We start from the raw sequence: 19571 nt of genomic DNA, 5'->3' as shown, positions 1-19571 counted from the left end.
CTTGCAGATGGAGCCCGCTGCTCCGAATCGGCGACTCGAGCCCACCAACGGCGGGCTTTTCGTCATCGCGAATATCCTTCCGGTCGGCCGGCACTCATGGAACCGCCCGCGGCTACCTAGACTAATAGGCGGCCGTGCCGCACAGCGGAAACTACTCAGTATTGGGAGCTGACATGGGGTTCAGGGTACGAAAATCATTTAAGATCGCACCGGGAATCCGGTTGACGGTGACTCCCAAGACCATCGGAATCAGCGCCGGCGTCAAGGGAGCGCGGATCTCGGCCAACAGTTCCGGACGCGTGACGCGGACCGTGGGCCTCCCCGGCACCGGCATTTACCACACGGAAACCCTATCCTCGGGGAACAGTTCGCGGCGCCCCCAACCGTCGCACCGATCCAAGAGTTCACGCCGCACCACGCCCGCGGCGACTCGACCCGCTTCGAAACCGATTCCAGCTCCGCAGCCCCCAACGCCCGGCCTCTTCGCGCCCAAGTGGGAAAAGGAACTCTACAAAGCCGTCTTAGGGTCCCCGGACTACGCATCGCTGGCCAGCATCGGCGCCGACTACCCGCCGGCACGTCCGTTGGCCTCTCTCTTGGAGGCAACCCTGGTCTCTGTTCCCGCCGGCGACATTCAACGTGGTCTGGAACTGATGTCCTGGCTGTTCAGCACCGGCTATGACCCCGCCCGAGATGAGTTCGTTCAGAAATATCTTCCCGACGCATCGTTCACCCTGGCCGTTGCGGACGGTGTCACCGTCCAGCTGCCCCCAACCCGGAATCTCATCGGCCTGCTGCTGGGGGAACTGCTTCAGGCAGCAGACAACATTTCCGCCGCCGTCGATGTCGTTGAGCAGGTCGAACCGGGCACCGTCGCGGCTGTCTCGCTGGCGGAGTTGTACGCGAAACAGGGGCGGTGGGACGACGTCGTCGACCTGACCGAGGGTCTCAGCAACGTGGACGAAGCGGCAACCTTCCTCCTGATCCAGCGCGGCATGGCGTTCCGGGAGCTGGGCTATTTTGATGCTGCCCGGGAGTCGTTCAAGGAAGCTCTGCGGATCCGGTCCCGGCCGCCGGAGCTGCGGCAGCGCGCCCTGGTTGAGCGTGGCCTGACCCACCTCCGCGACGGCAAGCGTTCGATGGCAAGGAAGGACTTCGAGAAGGTGCTCGCCGAGAACAGCAGCTACCCCGGGCTGCGCGAGCACCTCGCCAGCATGCAAGACTGACCACGGCTTGTTCGCTTCGCGCCTTTCAGTTCACACAGCACTCAGGATGCACGGCGGCTGTAGTTGGTATCACCGACAGATCGGCCAACCGGCCGACCCGGAGCACGCACAGTCGCAAGCCCAACGCCTACGAAAAGTAACTCCCCAAATATCAAGCGAATGCAAACGTACTAAGCAGCGTGAAGGTAACCTGTAAATCCCGTAATTCAGCGTGCCATACCCTGAAAGTGCTCACCCGGCCTGACGATGACCTCACATATTTCCTGGCTTGATGCCAACACCGACGAGAACAACCGCATGCGGGAACTCGTCAGACTCTTCTCCACACCCGAAACCATCGATGATCTGGGAATCGGCCAAATACGGGATGTCATCAGCAACAGCCTCTTCCCCGGGACCTCCGTACTGCACGCCGGAGCCCGCTACCTTCTGCTCGTTCCCTGGGCCTATCTGACCGCCGCAGCCGGAACATCCCAACCGGACGTTCTGAAGTCCAGGGCTGAGAAGTCCGAGCGAGCTCTGATCGACAGGCTTGGAGAAATCTCGACGACCGGATTCATCGGCAGCTCGGCCGGCAACAAGGTACGCCAGCTTCCCTCGGCGGCCTATTGGTCCGCACTTCGCCGTTACGAAATCGTGCATCCCGATATCGACCGCGCGGGCATAGCTGAGGCCATGTGCTCTGCCCGGGCCAATTCCAGCAGCAACGAGAACGCCAAAACCGCAACGATCTGGGCACCGTCCCTCCCCCAGCCACCCGAAGGCTTCCCCTACACCGAAGAGAACGGCCTGGCGCTAACGCATGCCGAAGCATCGTGGCTACAGGAACGACTGCTCGCATCCTGTCGCGGAACCCTGCTCGCGCATTTGGTGATGTCCCAAGCGCCGCTGGCCCAGAACACCATCGGCCCCTGGCAGGACCCGATATCCCACACAGCAGATGCACGGACCCTCCAGTGGGTCCGGGACGCTGAACTCTTTTCCTTTGTGCACAATGGCGCCAACATCCTCTACCAGCATTTGCTTGCTGAACTGGCTGCCAAGAACCTGCCGGACAGCGGCATCACCACCGAGGCAACCAATGAACTGCTCCAAGAATGGGAAACAGAGCGGGATGCCAAAAAACATCTGCTCGCAAGCTGGAACGCTGACGCCTTCCTCGACAGAATTCGGGCCGCCAACCCCGCCATCCGCAGCAGCACCGTGGACTTCGCCCGAACCATGGCCGCAGCAGCTCAAACTTTTTCGACTCCCATCGCGGACAACCCCAAGCTGCGCCGCGCTGTCGAAGACAGGGAACGCCTCATGAAGAAAGCCAACTCGCGCTTCCGCAACGGCCAGCGGCTCCGTGCCTGGGCACCGCCGGAGCGTGGCGTCGCCGCCCTTACGTACCGCTGGACTCAGGTCCGACGAACCATTCGGGACATCCATGACGGGCTGACCAGCGGACAGGAGCTTACACGTGCTTGATGCCGGCAACAGGCAAGCCCTCACCCAGCAGCTGCGCCCGCCAGCCGGGTTCCGGCTGGTTCACGCTGTGGGCACTACGTTCACTCTGGACATGACCAGCGCCCTGTCGGTGCCGCTGAGCTTTGTGGCCGGGTCCGGGGAGCAGTTCACCAATCCGGTGGCGGTGCTTACCGCACTCCGAAAGGTCTCCCACCGCGTCGATATCTTCTGTCAGGCGGGCAATATCCGGGTTCCGCAGGGTGCATCGGATTTGCTGGCGTTGCTGGAACCGATGGTTCACCAAGTCAGTGTGAGGGGCGGCGGACTTTTTCATCCGAAGGTTTGGGTACTGGAGTTTGAAAACGACGGCGATGGCGAGCGCCGTTACCGGTTCCTGTGCGGCAGCCGCAACCTCACCCCGGACACCAGCTGGGACCTCCTGGTCCGTCTGGACGGTGCACCCACGGACACCATCCAACCCGGCAACACTCCCTTGCAGGAATTCCTGACAGCACTTTGCCCCCTGGCATCAGTGCCGCTGGAACAATCACGGGTCAACCGAATCCATAGCCTTGCCGACCGCATCGCCACTGTTGAGTGGGAGCTTCCGGAGCACATTTCCTCGCTGGCCTTCCGGCCCCTCGGCGTTCAAACCGACCCCGAACCCGAGTCCTTGGTCAGCTACCTCCGCAATCCGCAGACTGCCGCCGGGCTGAATCCCGACACTGCCGCCGCAAAAACCATCGGTTACAAAAAGCTGGTCATCTCCCCTTTTCTGGATGACACCCTGCTCGGGCGCCTTGTTGACACCACCCGCACTGACAAGACCCAGGTCTTTTCCCGTGCAGACCAGCTGGACCTCATTGCTCCCAACACCATTTCCAACAAGCGGTTCTGCTTCCGCTCCTTCGACGACACCATCACCCCTGAGACGGGCGACGACGGCGCTTCCACCTCAGGGGACGACCCCACCGGACTACATGCCAAGGCCTATTTCTGCGACTACGGATTCCAGACCCATGTGCTTCTTGGTTCCAGCAATGCCACCGACGCGGGGTTCAACAAAAACATCGAATTCCTCGTTGAGATGCAGGGCTTCAAGTCCAAGATCGGCGTGGACACGATCCTGAAGAGCCTGGAAGACGTTCCCTTCACCGATTATTCGGGCACCGGCGGCCAGCAACGCAGCGAGGATGAAAAGATGCGCTACGAACTGGACCAGGCACTGCGGCAGGCAGCAGCCGGAATCTTCCTCCTTGATGCCGTCCCGGAACAGTGCCCTGACACTTCCGGAATGTATGCGGTAACGCTGGAGCACGATTGGACGCCCCCAACACAGCTCAAGGCCACCGTGCGGTTGGTGACCCTTCGCACACCGGTCTTCGAGGTCGGCGGACCATCCCAACCGGGGGACAGCAGTTTGCGTTACCGGAACGTACCGCTGGCGGATGTGACCCCGTATCTCGTCCTAAGCCTCACCGACCCGGAGTCCGAGCTGACGGCAACGGCCGTTGTGCAGGGGGTTCTGCGCACCGATCCAGACGGCCGCCTGGACGAGATCGTTGCCCGGCAGCTGGACAATCCCGACAAGCTGCGGCAATTTCTGCTTCTGTTCCTGTCGCCGGAAGATACCCCACCCGGCGCAGGCTCTGCCGGGCTGCCGTGGCGTTTCGGTGCGGGGTATGAGGCGGGTGCATCGGCCGGGCTCTTCGAAACCCTGGTCACCGCACTGGAAAATCCCAACGCCTCGGAAATCTTCAGCGAGCTAGAACCGGTGATTCAACGCCTGGTAAAGCTGAACGGGGAAAGCGACGACGTTCTCCAGCTTCACGCCCTCTGGTCCGCCGCCACCGAAGCCCTGCAAATGAAAGAAACTCCTCATGGCCTTTGACCCGCTGCCAGCATTGAACAGCCTGCGGGGCTTTCAACGCCGCACCGTGGACCATGTTTTCAACCGGCTTTACCACGACACCCAGCCGGCAGATCGCTTCCTGGTTGCGGACGAAACCGGTCTGGGGAAGAGCATGGTTGCCCGCGGGGTCATTGCCAAGGTCATCGCTGAACTGGACCAGCCCGACTCGGGCGTCGAACGCATCGACGTCGTCTACGTCTGTTCCAATGCTGATCTGGCCAAACAGAACTTGGCTCGCCTGAACGTCACCGGCCAGCCGGACATTATCGAATCCGGACGGCTGACTCTGCTCCCCGGACAACTGGATCTGCTGCAGGGTGAGCCAGCCGAAGGCATGAACAAACGGGTCAACTTCATCTCACTGACGCCGGGCACCTCGTTCAAAGTCACCCATGCCACCGGACAGATTCCGGAACGGGCCGTCCTCTTCGCACTCCTGGAACAACTCGATGTCATCACGGCGGAGAACCGTGACCATGCAGTGGAACTGCTCCGCGCGACCGCTGGGGCGGAATCGTTTGAGTGGCACCTGCGACGCACCAAGGTAAGAAATCCTGACGGCTTCGTTCCCCGCATAGCAAATGAGTTTTCCGACCTCGCCACGCAAAGCGGAAATCTGCAGGCGCTGAAACGCGAGCTGTCCAATGACACAGCTGATTGGGACGATCAGCGGAAAACCATGAACGGCATCATTGGCGGTTTGCGCTCTGACTTGGCGCGGGCCGGTTTGAACTGTCTGGAACCGGATCTGATCATTCTGGACGAGTTTCAGCGCTTTCGGGATCTGCTCCGCCCGCCGGCGGTCGATGAACAGATCGACGAGGCCAATGAACTGGCCCGGCAATTCCTCGAGTACGAGGGCGCGAAGCTGCTTTTGCTCTCCGCCACGCCTTACAAGGCACACACCACTGCGGGAGACGTCGACGGGGATGACCATTCCTCGGACTTCCTTCAGCTGCTGGATTTCCTGAGCCGCGGCGAAGAAGGCTACTTGAGCGCTCTGACTGCCGACTTCGAAACGCGGCGCCGGCAGCTGACCGGCCAATCCGTCGAAGAGGACGTGACTGACCGCATCGAAGAATCACTGCTTCGGTTCATGTCGCGGACCGAGAGGCCCCAGCTGGGCGGGGACGACATGCTTGAGGTCATCAACATGGCGCCGACCAAAGTGAAGCCCGGAGACCTTACGAGCTACCGCTCCCTCGCCAAAGTCTCACGGGCAACAGGATCGGGCAACGTGCTGGAGTACTGGAAATCCATCCCCTATTTCGCTCATTTCCTCAGCGGCTACAAAATCGGCCGTGAGACCGCACAGCACAGCGAAACTCTGCGGCCGCTGTTGTCCAGCTTGGCGACCATAGACGCTGACAAATACCGCCGCTACAAACCTCTGGACACCGACAGCGCAAAGTTCCGTGCTGTCCGGGATCACACTGTCGGCGAGGGCTGGTGGCAACTGCTGTGGATTCCGCCGTCGTTGCCATATGTGGAACCATCCGGGCCCTACACCGGGCACTCGGCCGTGACCAAACAGCTGGTTTTCACCTCGTGGAACGCTGCTCCCACAGCGCTCACCACGCTGCTCTCCTATGAGGCGGAGCGGGAAATTCTCGAAGGGTCCGAACACGGTGAGAACTCTCCAGAGGCCCGGCGGAGATTCCGCGGCAGGTTCCGGTACGCGGTTAAGGACGGGGAGCCGCAGCGAATGTCGACGCTGGCATTGTTTGTACCCCACGTTGCTCTCAGCGCCGCGGGCGATCCCTTATCCGCCGCACGGTCGTCCGGCGGCCGAGTGACGGGCGAGGAGCTCAGGGAATACGCCGCCGCGACAGGTCAGACAATCACCGGTCCGGCGGTTGGAGACCCGGGACGGCTGGGCTCCTGGGCTTCGTATTTCAGTGTTCCGGGTGCCCTGCCTGACCGCTGGGCGGGTGCGGCCGCGCAGGGATTCCGAGACACAGCCGACGTCATCGTGCGGTTCTCCGGCGCAGAGGACGCTGCTGAGTCCAGCAAAAACGACGACGGCGGACGGGAAGACACCGCCTACCTCCAGCACATTGAACGCATGCTCGACATCGCGACTGCGGGCTTCCTGGGATGGGATCCTGAGGTTGCTGATTTGGCGGCAAATTCTCCCGCCAACTGCCTGTACCGCTCACTTCAGCGGATAGCTCCGGCCGGCATGGAGCAAAGCGATATCTTCCAGGCTGCCTTGATCGGCGTTTCGGGCCTCCGCTCGCTCTTCAACCGTCTTGATGTGGCAGAACTCTTGGGACAGCTGTATCCGGAGGGTGAACCATGGCAAAGGGTGCTGCGGTATTGCGAGGCCGGAAATCTGCAGTCGCTGCTGGACGAATACGTGTTCCAGCTGCGGAGCCAGCAGCCTCCCGGTGAACTGACCAGTGCCCAGCTCATGCTGCTGGCGAACGACATTCAGGGCGCCCTCACTCTGCGCCCCGCACCCATGCAGGCGAAGTATCCGGATGGCTCGCATGAGGATCTCCGGATGGGGGTTCGCTTCGCAGTTCGGTACAGCAATTCACGCTCCGAGGACGGCGACTCGGCCCGCATGCCCGAAGTCCGGCGGTCATTCAACAGTCCCTTCTGGCCGTTTGTTCTGGCGTCCACTTCGGTCGGCCAGGAAGGGATTGATTTCCATTGGTGGTCTCACTCAGTGATGCATTGGAATGTGCCGTCCAATCCGGTGGATTTTGAACAGCGGGAAGGGAGAGTACACCGCTACCTCGGCCACGCAGTCAGGAAGAATGTCGCCCAGGAGCATGGCGGCGCAGTTTTCACCTCCGCTGCAGCTAGTCCCTGGGCCGCCGTTTTCGAGGCTGCGGCCGAGTCGGTGCCAGAGGCACCCGGCAGTCCTGCCACAGAATTCTCTCCGCACTGGATCCACCCGGGTGCCAACAAGATTGAGCGGCGTTTGCTCGACCACCCGCTGAGCCGGGATGTGACAAGGACCAAGCAGATGTTATCGGGTCTCGCAACCTACCGTCTTGCCTTGGGTCAGGCACGGCAGGATGACTTGCTGGGATTGATCCCGGACAACAGCGAGGTTCGTGCACTGAATCTCAGGCCCCGTGCAGTGACCGCAGAGTCGACCTAATGCAATGCCTCGCTGGCAGCCCGCACATTTCAACTAACCAAAAGCAAGGGATACAAACTGTGGCACTCAAAGAACCTGATGTCGACTACAAGCTATCGAAGACCTCAGAGTTGGAGGGTTTGTCATGAGTATCGGAAAATCCGTCCGCCTGTTTCTCGCTGACGGCACCCCGGGCGGGTTACTGACCGCCGAAATCATGAATTGGACGGGGCATGTTGTCGCTGCTCCACGGTCGGATCTTGGGGCGCTCCTAAAACGGCCGGAGGCCAGCCGGACCGGGATCTATATCTTGCTTGGTGATGATCCTGACAGCATGGGCGGTTCTCTGGCCTACATCGGGGAAGGGGACGACGTCAGCAGGCGGCTTTATCAGCATTCCCGGCCGGAAGAACAGGGCGGTAAAGATTTTTGGGAGCGTGCCATCGTTCTCACGAGCAAGGATGCCAACCTGACTAAAGCGCACGCCCGATACCTTGAGTCTCGCCTAATCACGCTCGCGCAGCAGGCCAACCGTGCCCGTCTTACGAATGGCACTGCCCCGGTGCCTTTGCCTCTGCCGGAGGCGGACATTTCGGACATGGAGTACTTCATCGCCCAAGTCAAGATCGCACTGCCAGTGCTCGGGGTCAATCTGTTCCGCACCACAACGCTCACCACTGCATCTTCAAATCCTGCCGATCCTGTGCCTCCGGTTCAGTCGTTGGTCTCCCCTCTGTTCGAGATGCGCATTGCACGACATGGCATTGTCGCGACCGCTCAGGAAGTCGACGGCGAGTTCACGGTGCTAAGGGCATCGCTCGCAAGGTCCTCGTGGATCGGGGTAGAGGACGGTTACGGGCGGCTGCGCGAAAAGCTGGTCCAAGACGGCACCTTGGTCCCGACCCCTGATGGTGACTCGGCAGTCTTCTCCCGCGACCAAGTTTTTGCCTCCCCTTCGGCGGCGTCAGCTATCGTGTCCGGGCGGAATTCGAACGGCCGCGTCGAGTGGAAGGTCCAATCGACAGGTCTGGCGTATGGAGCTTGGCAGAACCAGGAAATAGACCTAGACCGTGGGAGATGTTAAGGGCTAATACCCTACCTGCGCTGCGAGTACCGCTATAAGGCGTGGCAAAGCAGACATGATTGTTGCCCTTGTATCGGCCGTGACCGCCGCTCAGGCTGGTAGGACCGAGCTACTGCTATCCTTCATAGAGGACCGTACTTGTCAAGGGGGAAGTATCGTGGGCAGATAGTGTGGGCGAGCCCCTTCCTGCGTCGCATTTGGAGACCAATCCGTTTGCCAGCCTCGAAGCGACACCGGATCCTTGTGTCTACTGCAACTCTGCGGCAGGTTCGGCGACCAAGTCTGGGACGCCAGGCAGACGCTGGATCCTACAGAGGCGCCACCCCTCACGTGTTGGCGCAAAGTCACTGATCCTCTACAACTGCCCCAAAGCCGCCCGGATATTACTACCACGTCAATAGTCAATCAGATCCATCTCACGACCAGCGCCTCACGAGGGATCGTCCTCTTTATACGCACTCTTCTTTGAAAGCACGAAGTGACAGAAACAGAGATACGTCAATACGCACTGAACTTGGTCCAGCCAAGCCGGCCCCTGACCTTAGCCGAGCTGGAGAGCTACCTCGCCACAGCGGCAGACCTGCTGCGCGGGTCGATCGATCAAGCGGACTTCAAGGCGTATATCTTCCCACTGATGTTCTTCAAACGAATCAGCGACGTTTATTTGGAGGAGTTCGCGCAGGCGCTCGAGGAATCGGATGGCGACCACGAGTTTGCTGCGTTTGCCGAGAATCACCGGTTTGCCATTCCCGAAGGCAGCCTGTGGAGTGACGTGCGCGGATACACAGAGAACATCGGTGCTGCGTTGCAGAGTGCGTTCCGCAAGATCGAAAAAGCCAATCCTGATACGCTTTACGGTATCTTTGGCAATGCCAATTGGACCAATAAGGACAAGCTACCCGACGAAAAAATCGCAGCACTGATTGAACATTTCTCCACTAAGAATTTATCTAACGCTGCTGTTGCTCCGGACATTTTCGGCAATGCTTACGAGTACCTAATCAAGCGCTTTGCTGATCAATCCAACAAAAAGGCCGGGGAATACTACACCCCGCGCTCAGTAGTGAACCTGCTTGTCAACATCTTGGACCCTGCCGAAGGCGAGAGCGTTTATGACCCGGCGTGCGGCACAGGCGGCATGCTCATTGAGGTCATTGAGCACGTGAAGTCCTGCGGCGGCAACCCTAAGACACTGTGGGGCAAACTGTATGGCCAAGAGAAGGTACTCGCCACGTCAGCCATCGCACGGATGAACCTATTACTCCACGGAGTTGAGGACTTCAAAATCCAACGAGAGGACACTCTGCGCAGCCCTGGCTTCTACACCGGCAACCGGCTGGCACAGTTCGACTGCGTGGTCGCGAACCCACCGTTTTCCCTAAAGAACTGGGGTGAAAGCGAATGGGGATCTGACAAGTGGGGTCGCAACAGCCTTGGGGGTGTGCCTCCCAAGGGATACGCTGACTGGGCTTGGGTCCAGCACATGCTTATCTCGGCCCGACCGAAGACCGGACGAGTGGCGGTTGTTCTGCCGCAGGGCGCACTGTTTCGTCAGGGTGCTGAGGCCAAGATCCGTGCTCACATATTGAAGTCCGGGGTCATAGATGCCGTCATTGGCCTTGCGCCCGCCCTCTTCTACGGCACCGGTCTCGCTGCGTGCGTTGTCATCCTCTCCCTCGGCAAAGCCGAGGTCCGCCCAGGTAAGGTGTTATTCGTCAACGGCGAGCAACTCTTCAAACGCGGCCGCAACCAAAACACGTTGGAGCCCGAACATACCGCGCGGCTGCTGCGCGCTTACCAGGAGTACGACGACGTTGATGGTATGGCCCGGGTTGTTGGCGTGGAGGAAATCGAGGGCAACGGCGGTAACCTTAGTATCCCGCTCTACGTCGCCCCGGCCGCTACCGATGACTCGCTGACTCTGCCGGACGCCCTGATGGGTATCGAAACCGCCAACGCACATGCCGCTGAGACCCGCGCCGCGCTGGACGCGGAGCTGATCAAGTGGGGACTCGGCGAGCACCAGGAGACCACCGCATGACGAACCGGATCACCCAACGAGCGCTCGAAACTTATCTTTGGGGTGCAGCGATAATTCTACGCGGTCTCATAGACGCTGGAGACTACAAGCAGTACATCTTTCCGCTGATCTTCCTGAAGAGGATCTCGGACGTCTACGATGAAGAGCGCGCCGCTGCTATGTCGATTTACGGCGATGTGGAACTTGCCGATTTGCCGGAGAACCACCGGTTCGTTATCCCTGCTGGCTGCCACTGGGATGACATGCGCGCTGTCACCACCGACATCGGTTCCGCTCTGCTCAAAGCAATGCGCACCATCGAGTCCGCGAACCCCGACACGTTGCCTGGCGTGTTCGGCGATGGCGATTGGGGTAATAAGAACCTGCTGCCCGATTCAACCCTTGCTGATTTGATCGATCACTTCTCGACGAAAACACTGTCGATCAAGAACCTTCCGGAGGACGAACTCGGCAACGGCTACGAATATCTCATCAAGAAATTCGCAGACGATTCCGGACATACTGCTCAGGAGTTCTACACCAACCGCACTTTGGTGCATCTGATGACGCTAATGCTGCAGCCCCAGCCCGGAGAGTCGGTATACGACCCCACGTGTGGCACTGGCGGCATGCTGATCTCTACAGCCGCCGAACTGAAACGGCAGGGCAAAGAATGGCGCAACCTGCACCTCTATGGCCAGGAACTCAATTACGGCACCTCTGCCATCGCACGTATGAACCTATTCCTCCACGGTGTCACCGACGGCCACATTGCTCACGGTGACACTCTCTCTCGGCCAGCATTTCACAATTCCCAAGGTCAGCTCCAGACCTTCGATGTCGTGCTGGCCAACCCGCCTTACTCGATCAAGACCTGGAACCGCGAAGCATTTAGAAACGACCCCTACGGTCGCAACATATGGGGTCTCCCGCCTCAGGGGCGCGCGGACTACGCCTTCTTCCAGCACATCGCCAAGAGCCTTGATCCAGTATCAGGGCGGGCCGCCGTCCTCTTTCCCCACGGAGTATTGTTCCGCCGTGAAGAGGCAGCCTTGCGAGAAGCGCTGGTGAAATCGGACCTAATCGAGTGCGTTCTCGGCCTCGGCGCTGGGCTTTTCTACAACAGTCCGATGGAGGCCGTCGTCATCACGTTGCGCGCCAGCAAGCCTGCCGAGCATTCAGGTAAGGTGTTGTTCATCAACGCGCTCAAAGAGGTCGCCCGTGAGCAGGCGCAGTCCTTCCTTCGTGAGGGCCACCAGAGGAAGATTCTCGACGCATATCGGGGTTTCTCAAACATCGACCATTTCGCTGCTGTGGCCACGCTCGACCAGATCGCCGACAATAACTTCACCCTTGCCATTCCCCAATATGTGTCAGCCGCCGGGGCAGCGCACGCGGGCAATCAGATCGATTCCGCCAGTGCGCTCGCTGGGTGGCGAGAGGCGGCCGAAGCGTCGGAGCATACGGTCGCTGCTGTCCTTGCTTTGCTGCGATCGAAGGTGTCGGAATGAGTCTCAACCTCGATAGATCGGCATGGAAGCACGTCGCCTTTGGTGACGTGGTTCGCAACGCTAATGTCAATGTTCGTGATCCGGAGTCCGCTGGGATCGATCGGGTAATCGCTATGGAACACCTCGACGGCGGGGAGCTCAAAGTCAATCGATGGGGATCGCTGGAAGATGGAACCACATTCACGCGACGGGTGACGCCTAGACAGACGCTCTTCGGGAAACGGCGGGCTTACCAGCGCAAGGTTGCTTACGCAGAGTTCGATGCCGTCTGCTCCGGGGATATTCTTACCTTCGAGGCTGACGAGTTACAACTACTCCCCGAATTCCTGCCGTTCCTCGTTCAGTCCGATAGATTCTTCGACCACGCTCTAGGCACATCAGCTGGATCCCTATCACCACGCACTAACTGGCGGGACCTGTCGACGTTCGAGTTCGACCTCCCTCCCCTAGAGGAGCAAAGGCGCATCGCCGACCTCCTATGGGCTGTCGAGACCATGGCAAGAGCGCAAGCAGATCAACGCCAAGCTATAGCTTGTGGACGACAAGTCTGGCTGGACGGACGGGTCTCCGATCTAGTGGAAGCTAAGAAAGTTAACTTCAGTGATGTGTGGTCTGAGTCCCCACAGAGTGGTTACTCCGCTGCGCCCGTCGATGAAGCGACCGGACGCTATGTTCTTTCTCTGGCTGCACTGGGTCCTGACGGCTATCGCCCGGGACATCTAAAAAACGTCCCAGACACAGATAAAATACGGGCCGCGACGCTCCGGCGAGGCGATCTGCTCGTTTCCCGCGCTAATACTGTAGATGCAGTCGGCCGAGTTGGTATTTACTCAGAGGAAAGGGAAGATGTTTCCTTTCCCGATACTATGATGCGTCTAAATCTCAAATCTCAGGTCCTCCCGAAGTTCGCTGCGGCTGTAATCAGTAGTTCACACGGCCGGGCACACATGCGCCGCTCTGCGGCAGGGAGTGCTACTAGCATGGTCAAAATCAATCGCACTTCACTCGGCCGCTTACCCTTTCCGGTCGTTACTTTGGAGGATCAGCGGGCCCTTTTGAAGGAGCTATCACTCTTTGATAGCGCGTTGGATTCGACGGAGGCAGATGCTGGAGCGTTTAGAGTACTAAGGGGGATACTCCTCGCAGAGATCTTTGGAGGCAAATGATGGCGCAATTCAACGAGGCTAACTCTGTCCGCGACTTTATCCGCGACTTGGTGCAATCCATTAACGTCCCGTTTATCCCGGGCAATGAGCTTCCGCGCCGTGCCGACGAGGTCCTGTTGGAAGGTGTGGTGAAGGCCGCACTCATTCGATTGAACCCCGAGATCGCGGCGGACCCGGACAAAGCCGACGAGGTCATCTACAATCTCCGTGCGATCTTGATAGCTGCACGAACAAGCCCGCACCCCGTGGTGGCCAACGAGGAGTTCATGTCTTGGCTAACGGGGCAGAAGTCCATGCCGTTCGGTCCCAATGGGGAGCACACAACGGTCCGCTTGATTGACTTCGATCACCTCGCTGATGACTCGTCGAACCAGTGGACAGTCTCCACCGAAGTCACGTTTAGACAGGGCCGGGTTGAGAAGCGGTTCGACCTCGTCCTGTGGTGTAACGGCTTCCCGCTTGTCGTGGGCGAGGCAAAGTCAGCAACGCGTCCGGCCTACACCTGGATCGACGGAGCTGCCCAGGTGCACGACGACTATGAGAAAAGTGTCCCGCAATTCTTCGTCCCCAACGTCTTTTCCTTCGCAACTGAGGGCAAGGATTTCCGGTACGGTACCGTCGGCATGCCTGTTGAGTTGTGGGGCCCTTGGCGCGAAGAAAGCACGGACGAAGACGCTCCGGCCAAGATCGGCCTCCGCGCCGTAGAGGAAGCAGTTGAGGGCGTCCTGAATCCGGCCGCTGTGCTGGACTTCCTGCGGTTTTTCACCATCTATGCGACAGACAAGAAACACCGCAAGATCAAAATCATCGCACGCTTCCAGCAGTTCCAGGCGACCAATCTGATCGTCAAGCGCGTGCTCCGCGGCAAGATCAAACAGGGCCTCATCTGGCACTTCCAAGGCTCCGGCAAGTCGCTGCTCATGGTATTCACCGCCCTGAAGCTGCGCGCCATGGCAGCGCTGACGAACCCCACCATTCTGATCGTCGTCGACCGCATCGACCTCGACACTCAGATCACCGGTACGTTTAACGCCTCTGACGTCCCTGGGCTGATCTCGACTGACTCGCGGTCCCAACTGCAGACCCTGCTCAGTCAGGGCGCCCGCAAGATCATCATCACGACGATTCACAAGTTCGGTGAGGCACCCGGCGTGCTGGATGCCCGGGACAACATCATTGCGATGGTGGATGAGGCCCACCGGTCGCAGGAAGGTGACTATGGGCAGAAAATGCGTGAGGCCTTGCCTAACGCGTTCCTGTTCGGCCTCACCGGGACACCGATCAACAAGCGCGATCGCAACACCTTTATGTGGTTCGGGTCGACCGAGGACGACGGTGGCTACCTGTCGCGCTATTCTTTCCAGGATTCGATCCGCGACGGCGCTACCCTTCCGTTGCACTTCGAGCCACGCTTGTCAGAAATCCATATTGATCAGGAGTCGATCGACACCGCGTTCGAGGAGCTCGCTATTGAGCGGAACCTCTCGGAAGCCGACAAGACGACGCTGTCAAAGAAGGCGGCGTCTATCGAGGTGCTCATCAAGAGTCCGTCGCGCATCGCAAAGGTTGCCGCTGACATCGCAACTCATTTCCGGGCGAAGGTCGAGCCCGAGGGGTTCAAAGCTCAGGTTGTCGTTTACGACAAATCCTCCTGCGTTGCGTACAAGGAAGAGCTGGATGAGCTCCTTGGACCAGAGACCTCGACCATCGTGATGTCGAAGTCCCGTGGGGACTCGCCAAATTGGGCGAAGTGGACACCAGGCGCGGAAGAGCTCGCTCAGACCGTCGCACGGTTCAATGACCCAGCCGACCCGCTGAAAATCATAATTGTCACCGCCAAGCTGCTGACCGGTTTTGACGCACCTATTCTTTTCTGCCAGTACCTCGACAAGCCGCTCAAGGAACACACGCTGCTGCAGGCGATCACCCGAACCAACCGTGTCTACCCCCCGAAGAAAACTCACGGTCTGATTGTCGACTACCTCGGTATCTTCGATGACGTGGCCAAGTCGCTGGCCTTCGATGAGAAGTCAGTGAAGCAGGTAGTCTCCAATATCGAGGAGCTGAAGAAACAGCTCGAGCCAGCTCTACTCGATGCACTTGCTTTCTTTCCAGGCGTTGACCGAACCGTCGGTGGTTACGAGGGCCTGGTGCAGGCGCAGTCCTCCATCGCCGACGACGCGGCTAAGGACGGGTTTGGACTTGCGTACAGCATCGTTTCCCAGCTATGGGAGGCCCTCAGCCCCGACCCTATGCTGGCCCCGTATCGTGACGACTACCGTTGGCTGACAGACGTATACGAGTCCGTGCGGCCGTCTGACATTACCGGGCGCCTCGTCTGGCACGCGCTAGGCGCAAAGACCATCGATCTCATCAATGAGCATGTTCAGGTCGAGATCCCTCAAGGCACCGAGACAATCGTTCTGGATGCCCAAACCATCGAAGATCTGATGCAGGGCAAGCGCAAGGACATCTCGCGGGAAGACATAGAGAAACAGATTACTGCCCGCATCGCCCGCCACCTCAATAACCCCGTCTTTGTTGAACTCGGCAAGCGCCTCAACGAGCTTCGGGATAAATATGCCGACATCCAGCAATCCAGCTTGGATTTCCTCCGCCAGCTTTTGGAGTTAGCCCGAGACACCGTCGCAGCCGAGAAGACTATGGATGAGGTGCCCCGGGAAGAACAGGGTCGGGCAGCTCTGACCGAGCTCTTCGAGGCTCTGAAAACGGACAAGACACCGATCATTGTCGAGAACATCGTCAATCGGATCGATGAAGTAGTCCGAGCGGTGCGGTTCGATGGCTGGCAGTCCACCCTTCGTGGGGACCAGGAGGTTCGCCAGGCGCTGCGCAAAACGCTGTATGTTCAGTTCAAGATACGAGACAATGACGTCTTCGAAAAAGCGCTTGGATACATCCGCGAGTATTACTGAGCCGAAGTTGAGTAACCAATCTGCATCCCGTACAACATGTTTCAAACTCTTAGGAATCTATATGCAAGAGAATGAACCAGGTCTTTTCGACTTGGACGGCGTTTCGGAGGTGCGCCACGAAGAACCGCTGATTACTGATCAGCAGGTCGATTCCATCCGTGAGGCCTTTGCAAATGCCCGCATCATGTCCATGGAAGAACGACAAGAGATCATTGAGTCCTGCACCGTCCGCTCCGTCGCCAACATTCGTGAGCTTCAAGCACGGGAAGTCCGCAGGGTATTGAAGCGAATCAATGACCGAAAGAATAGTAAGGGACCGGACACGGGTTCGTCATGGGATAATCGCGACGAAGACACCTGGATCGACAAACTATAACCAAATTCTAGAGTGGTGCCCTGGCTAAAGTCTCCCGATCACTGGAACGGATAGCGTAGAACATCGACGATGAGTCCTCTCGTCCAACACTCAGGTGCTCGGCGAAATGAGCCCAACCGAGCACCTGCCTCCCACTGCCAATTCGTCACTCAGTCCAGTGGCCAGCGAGGTTAGTCCTGGAGCTTTTCCTCAGGGTGTATCGATGCGAATCCTGCCCGTGGAAATTGCATCCCGCAGGCTGGCAAGGTAGGCGTCAGCTTTGTCAGCTGCTCGGCGCGCGATCGCGGTGAAGGCTGAGACTTCGCGGATGATCTGCGCAACCTCGTGTTGACGTTCTATAGGGAGCTGCGGCAAGAGGAGCTGCCTAACGTCAACCCGCGCGACTACGGTGCCCGTTCGCATTGCTTGGTTATGATGGGCCATCAATTGTTGAGCGACGAAATCTGCGTCCCACACGTTACCCAATCCCCGCACAATGTTGACATTTCGGTCTACAGCGAGTCCGGGCACCGGACAAACCATTGCTTCGATCCGAGAACCAACGGTAGTGACCAGAACGTCACCCTTTTGAGTTTTAGTGCGAGATTTAACCCGCCGCCCGCCATTGACCGCAAGGTTTTCCGCTATCCCGGTTCGGATCGATTTCGGCGTCATCACTTGCATCGTCGCGCTGGTTTCCACATCAGTTCCTGCTTTATTCGTGACATAGTCTCCCCGAAGTACTTCAAGTCCCAGCTCCGGCAAGGGCCTCAGAGGAAACTCATCCGCTACATATCGGATGGAATACATGTCCGGAAGTGTTGGCCACTTCTCGGCAGCACTTCCCAACTCCTTCGCCGCAGCATAGATCGAACTGATGTCCTCCTCGACAGCCTCTGCTGTCATTTCGGTCATTGAGGTTACCCAACGCTGGGGCATCAGATTGGCATCCGGAGCCATTAGATCAGCGATCGGAACGGAGACAGATACGTTGCTTGTCCCCTCGGAGCTTTTTCGCCACGTTTCTACGGCGGCCGCAGCCTCGCGGAATACCTCGGTAAAGTTACGCTTTCCCAACGCCTCCTTTTCCGGCACCGATTCTGATACATCGACCATAAGCACCTCTCTAGGCGCGCTCTCTTTGCCCCTTTTAAGGAGAATAATACTGACGGGAATCCCGGTATTGAGTTGGGTGTTAGAGGGAAGGCTGATTACAGCTTCCACTGCTCCTTGTGCCACCATCCGCTGCATGATGGCCTTCTCAGTACCGCCCCTGAAAAGAACGCCGGGCGCTACCGCTACCGCAGCGGTCCCTCCCTCCCGGAGCGCTTGATATGCGAGCTGAAGCCATGCAGTGTCTCCCTTAGACAACGGCGGTTTGCCGAACGGCCAGACCAGATTCTCGACTTCCTCTGCACGGAGCCTGATACCAAACGGGGCATGCATCGTAATCTGATCAAATTGTTTGATGGGTGCCCAATCAAAAAGGTTTGCTGTCTGGAGATGAGCCTCAACACCGTGAAGGTATAGGAGACAAGCGGCGTACCGGTTTATTGAGCTACTGATTTCAACTCCGTGAAGTTCCAAGCCACTGTCACGCTCGGCTGCGCACAGGAGGTTCTGCCCCCCGCCAGATCCAAAGTCTGCATAAGACTGAACCCCAGTCGGCAGGAGGGACAACAGGAACTCAGAGAAATCAGGCGTAGCGAAATGCTCACCGTAGCCCGCTTGGGGATCCCTGACCGCAAGAGCCGTCACATCACGGGCGACTGCAGCCAAGTCATCAACTTGGGAAACTTCATCCAGCAAGTTAGCCCAAAAAACTCCATCTGAGGTTCGGACGTAGAGGTCAAACCAAGATGTAATGGCGTCACTTAGAAGCGAAGTCTTTTGAGGCCAGGATGATGTGCACTCCGAAACCAACCTCTGAAGCCCCCCCTCGTTGCTTAGCTCCTTCAGGTAATCCGGCTGGGCGTCACGAGCCCAATGGCTCAATGCAAGGGCGGGGATCAAGACACCGGGAATATCGCGAATGTGGTATCGCCCGCGCAACATATCAGTCAGCCGAAGGGCATAATTACGATCACTAAATTCAACGTTTTTGCCGGTCTTCTTGATCCACGCCTTGACTTCCTGCAGCGCAAACAGTGGCCGAAGGTCGCTTCCGCTCACAGGCTTGGGAAAGGTATTGTCGCGTTTTCGCCAGTTACTGATGGTAGGCATCTTCAACCCCGTGATACGCGCTATGCCGCTGAGATTAATCAATTCCTGGTTTGGTGCGGTTTCCAATTAGGCAACGTCCTGTTCGAGATAATCAATAGAGAGTTCAATGGTTTGGTGTGCCGCCATGCGCATCGTCTTAGCAATCGAATTAAGAGGCGCAGCAACGATGACATGAGCTTTTTCAGCCGTCAGGGCCGAAATCGCTGGGACAAAACCGCCATCGCCGCTGGCGCAAATAATCGTAGAAAAACGTTCCGGAAGACACTCATTCAACATGACATCCTGGAGTGCCTTATCGGCACCATCCGTCCCTGGCATGAAGACGAATCGATAAGCGCCCATCAGAGAGAGTGGGAGCTCCATGAGAGCTTGACTGCTCGACACACCCACCACAACGTGATCCTGTTCGCCTATGCCGACTGTTTCGCAATAGTGTTCAAAGAATTTCGAGATGGCTGCCGAGCTTACTGCTCCACCCATCTGATTCTCGATGTCGACAAGGTGTATCGACCGGCTTCCGATATTCATTTTCTCCCCCATTTTCGATTGCAGCTTGGCTATAGAAAAACCATAACAGGATGTTTTCGCCACTGCA

The 19571-nt window shown here is 58.4% G+C and carries 12 protein-coding genes; 10 read left to right on the top strand and 2 right to left on the bottom strand.

Going from position 1 to position 19571, the window contains the following annotated elements; translation table 11 throughout:
* Window positions 1-173 precede the first annotated feature (173 nt).
* The 10 genes from KG104_RS03435 (at window position 174) to KG104_RS03390 (ending at window position 16774) form a co-directional block, all read left to right on the top strand.
* A complete protein-coding gene (locus KG104_RS03435; RefSeq protein WP_207347272.1) occupies window positions 174-1226 on the top strand; it encodes a DUF4236 domain-containing protein in 1053 nt (350 codons plus the stop codon).
* A gap of 246 nt (window positions 1227-1472) precedes the next feature.
* A complete protein-coding gene (locus KG104_RS03430; RefSeq protein ID WP_207347271.1) occupies window positions 1473-2696 on the top strand; it encodes a DUF6361 family protein in 1224 nt (407 codons plus the stop codon).
* Window positions 2689-4566, top strand: a complete 1878-nt coding sequence (locus KG104_RS03425) for a phospholipase D family protein (RefSeq protein ID WP_207347270.1) — start codon at window positions 2689-2691, stop codon at window positions 4564-4566. The genes KG104_RS03430 and KG104_RS03425 overlap by 8 nt, the downstream gene beginning before the upstream one ends.
* Window positions 4556-7702: a helicase-related protein gene (locus KG104_RS03420; protein ID WP_207347269.1), complete on the top strand. Its 3147-nt coding sequence runs from the start codon at window positions 4556-4558 to the stop codon at window positions 7700-7702. The genes KG104_RS03425 and KG104_RS03420 overlap by 11 nt, the downstream gene beginning before the upstream one ends.
* Window positions 7703-7826: 124 nt before the next feature.
* On the top strand, window positions 7827-8765 hold the full coding sequence (locus KG104_RS03415) for a GIY-YIG nuclease family protein (RefSeq protein ID WP_207347268.1): 939 nt from the start codon (window positions 7827-7829) through the stop codon (window positions 8763-8765).
* 478 nt (window positions 8766-9243) lie between these two features.
* The gene (locus KG104_RS03410) at window positions 9244-10806 is read left to right on the top strand and encodes a type I restriction-modification system subunit M (protein WP_237688655.1); all 1563 of its coding nucleotides are present in this window, start codon (window positions 9244-9246) and stop codon (window positions 10804-10806) included.
* Window positions 10803-12296 (top strand): type I restriction-modification system subunit M, encoded by a 1494-nt coding sequence (locus KG104_RS03405; protein ID WP_207347267.1) that lies wholly within the window; start codon window positions 10803-10805, stop codon window positions 12294-12296. Before KG104_RS03410 ends, KG104_RS03405 begins: the two co-directional genes overlap by 4 nt.
* Window positions 12293-13462 (top strand): restriction endonuclease subunit S, encoded by a 1170-nt coding sequence (locus KG104_RS03400; RefSeq protein WP_207347266.1) that lies wholly within the window; start codon window positions 12293-12295, stop codon window positions 13460-13462. The genes KG104_RS03405 and KG104_RS03400 overlap by 4 nt, the downstream gene beginning before the upstream one ends.
* Entirely contained in the window at window positions 13459-16398 is a 2940-nt protein-coding gene (locus tag KG104_RS03395; protein WP_237686973.1) for a type I restriction endonuclease subunit R, read from the top strand. The genes KG104_RS03400 and KG104_RS03395 overlap by 4 nt, the downstream gene beginning before the upstream one ends.
* A gap of 61 nt (window positions 16399-16459) precedes the next feature.
* Window positions 16460-16774, top strand: a complete 315-nt coding sequence (locus tag KG104_RS03390; protein WP_207347265.1) for a hypothetical protein — start codon at window positions 16460-16462, stop codon at window positions 16772-16774.
* Between the two features lie 189 nt (window positions 16775-16963).
* Here KG104_RS03390 and KG104_RS03385 read toward each other — a convergent pair whose 3' ends face one another.
* Both KG104_RS03385 and KG104_RS03380 read right to left on the bottom strand, forming a co-directional pair.
* On the bottom strand, window positions 16964-19042 hold the full coding sequence (locus tag KG104_RS03385) for an N-6 DNA methylase (protein ID WP_207347264.1): 2079 nt from the start codon (window positions 19040-19042) through the stop codon (window positions 16964-16966).
* Window positions 19043-19567 carry a PIN domain-containing protein gene (locus KG104_RS03380; RefSeq protein ID WP_207347263.1) on the bottom strand — a complete coding sequence of 175 codons (525 nt, stop codon included), beginning with the start codon at window positions 19565-19567 and terminating at the stop codon, window positions 19043-19045.
* Window positions 19568-19571 lie beyond the last annotated feature (4 nt).

This window comes from Arthrobacter sunyaminii, assembly GCF_018866305.1.
In the GTDB taxonomy this organism is placed as follows: Bacteria; Actinomycetota; Actinomycetes; order Actinomycetales; family Micrococcaceae; genus Arthrobacter_B; species Arthrobacter_B sunyaminii.
The sequence above is the reverse complement of the archived record's forward strand: the minus strand, read 5'-3'. Positions and strand labels throughout refer to the sequence as shown.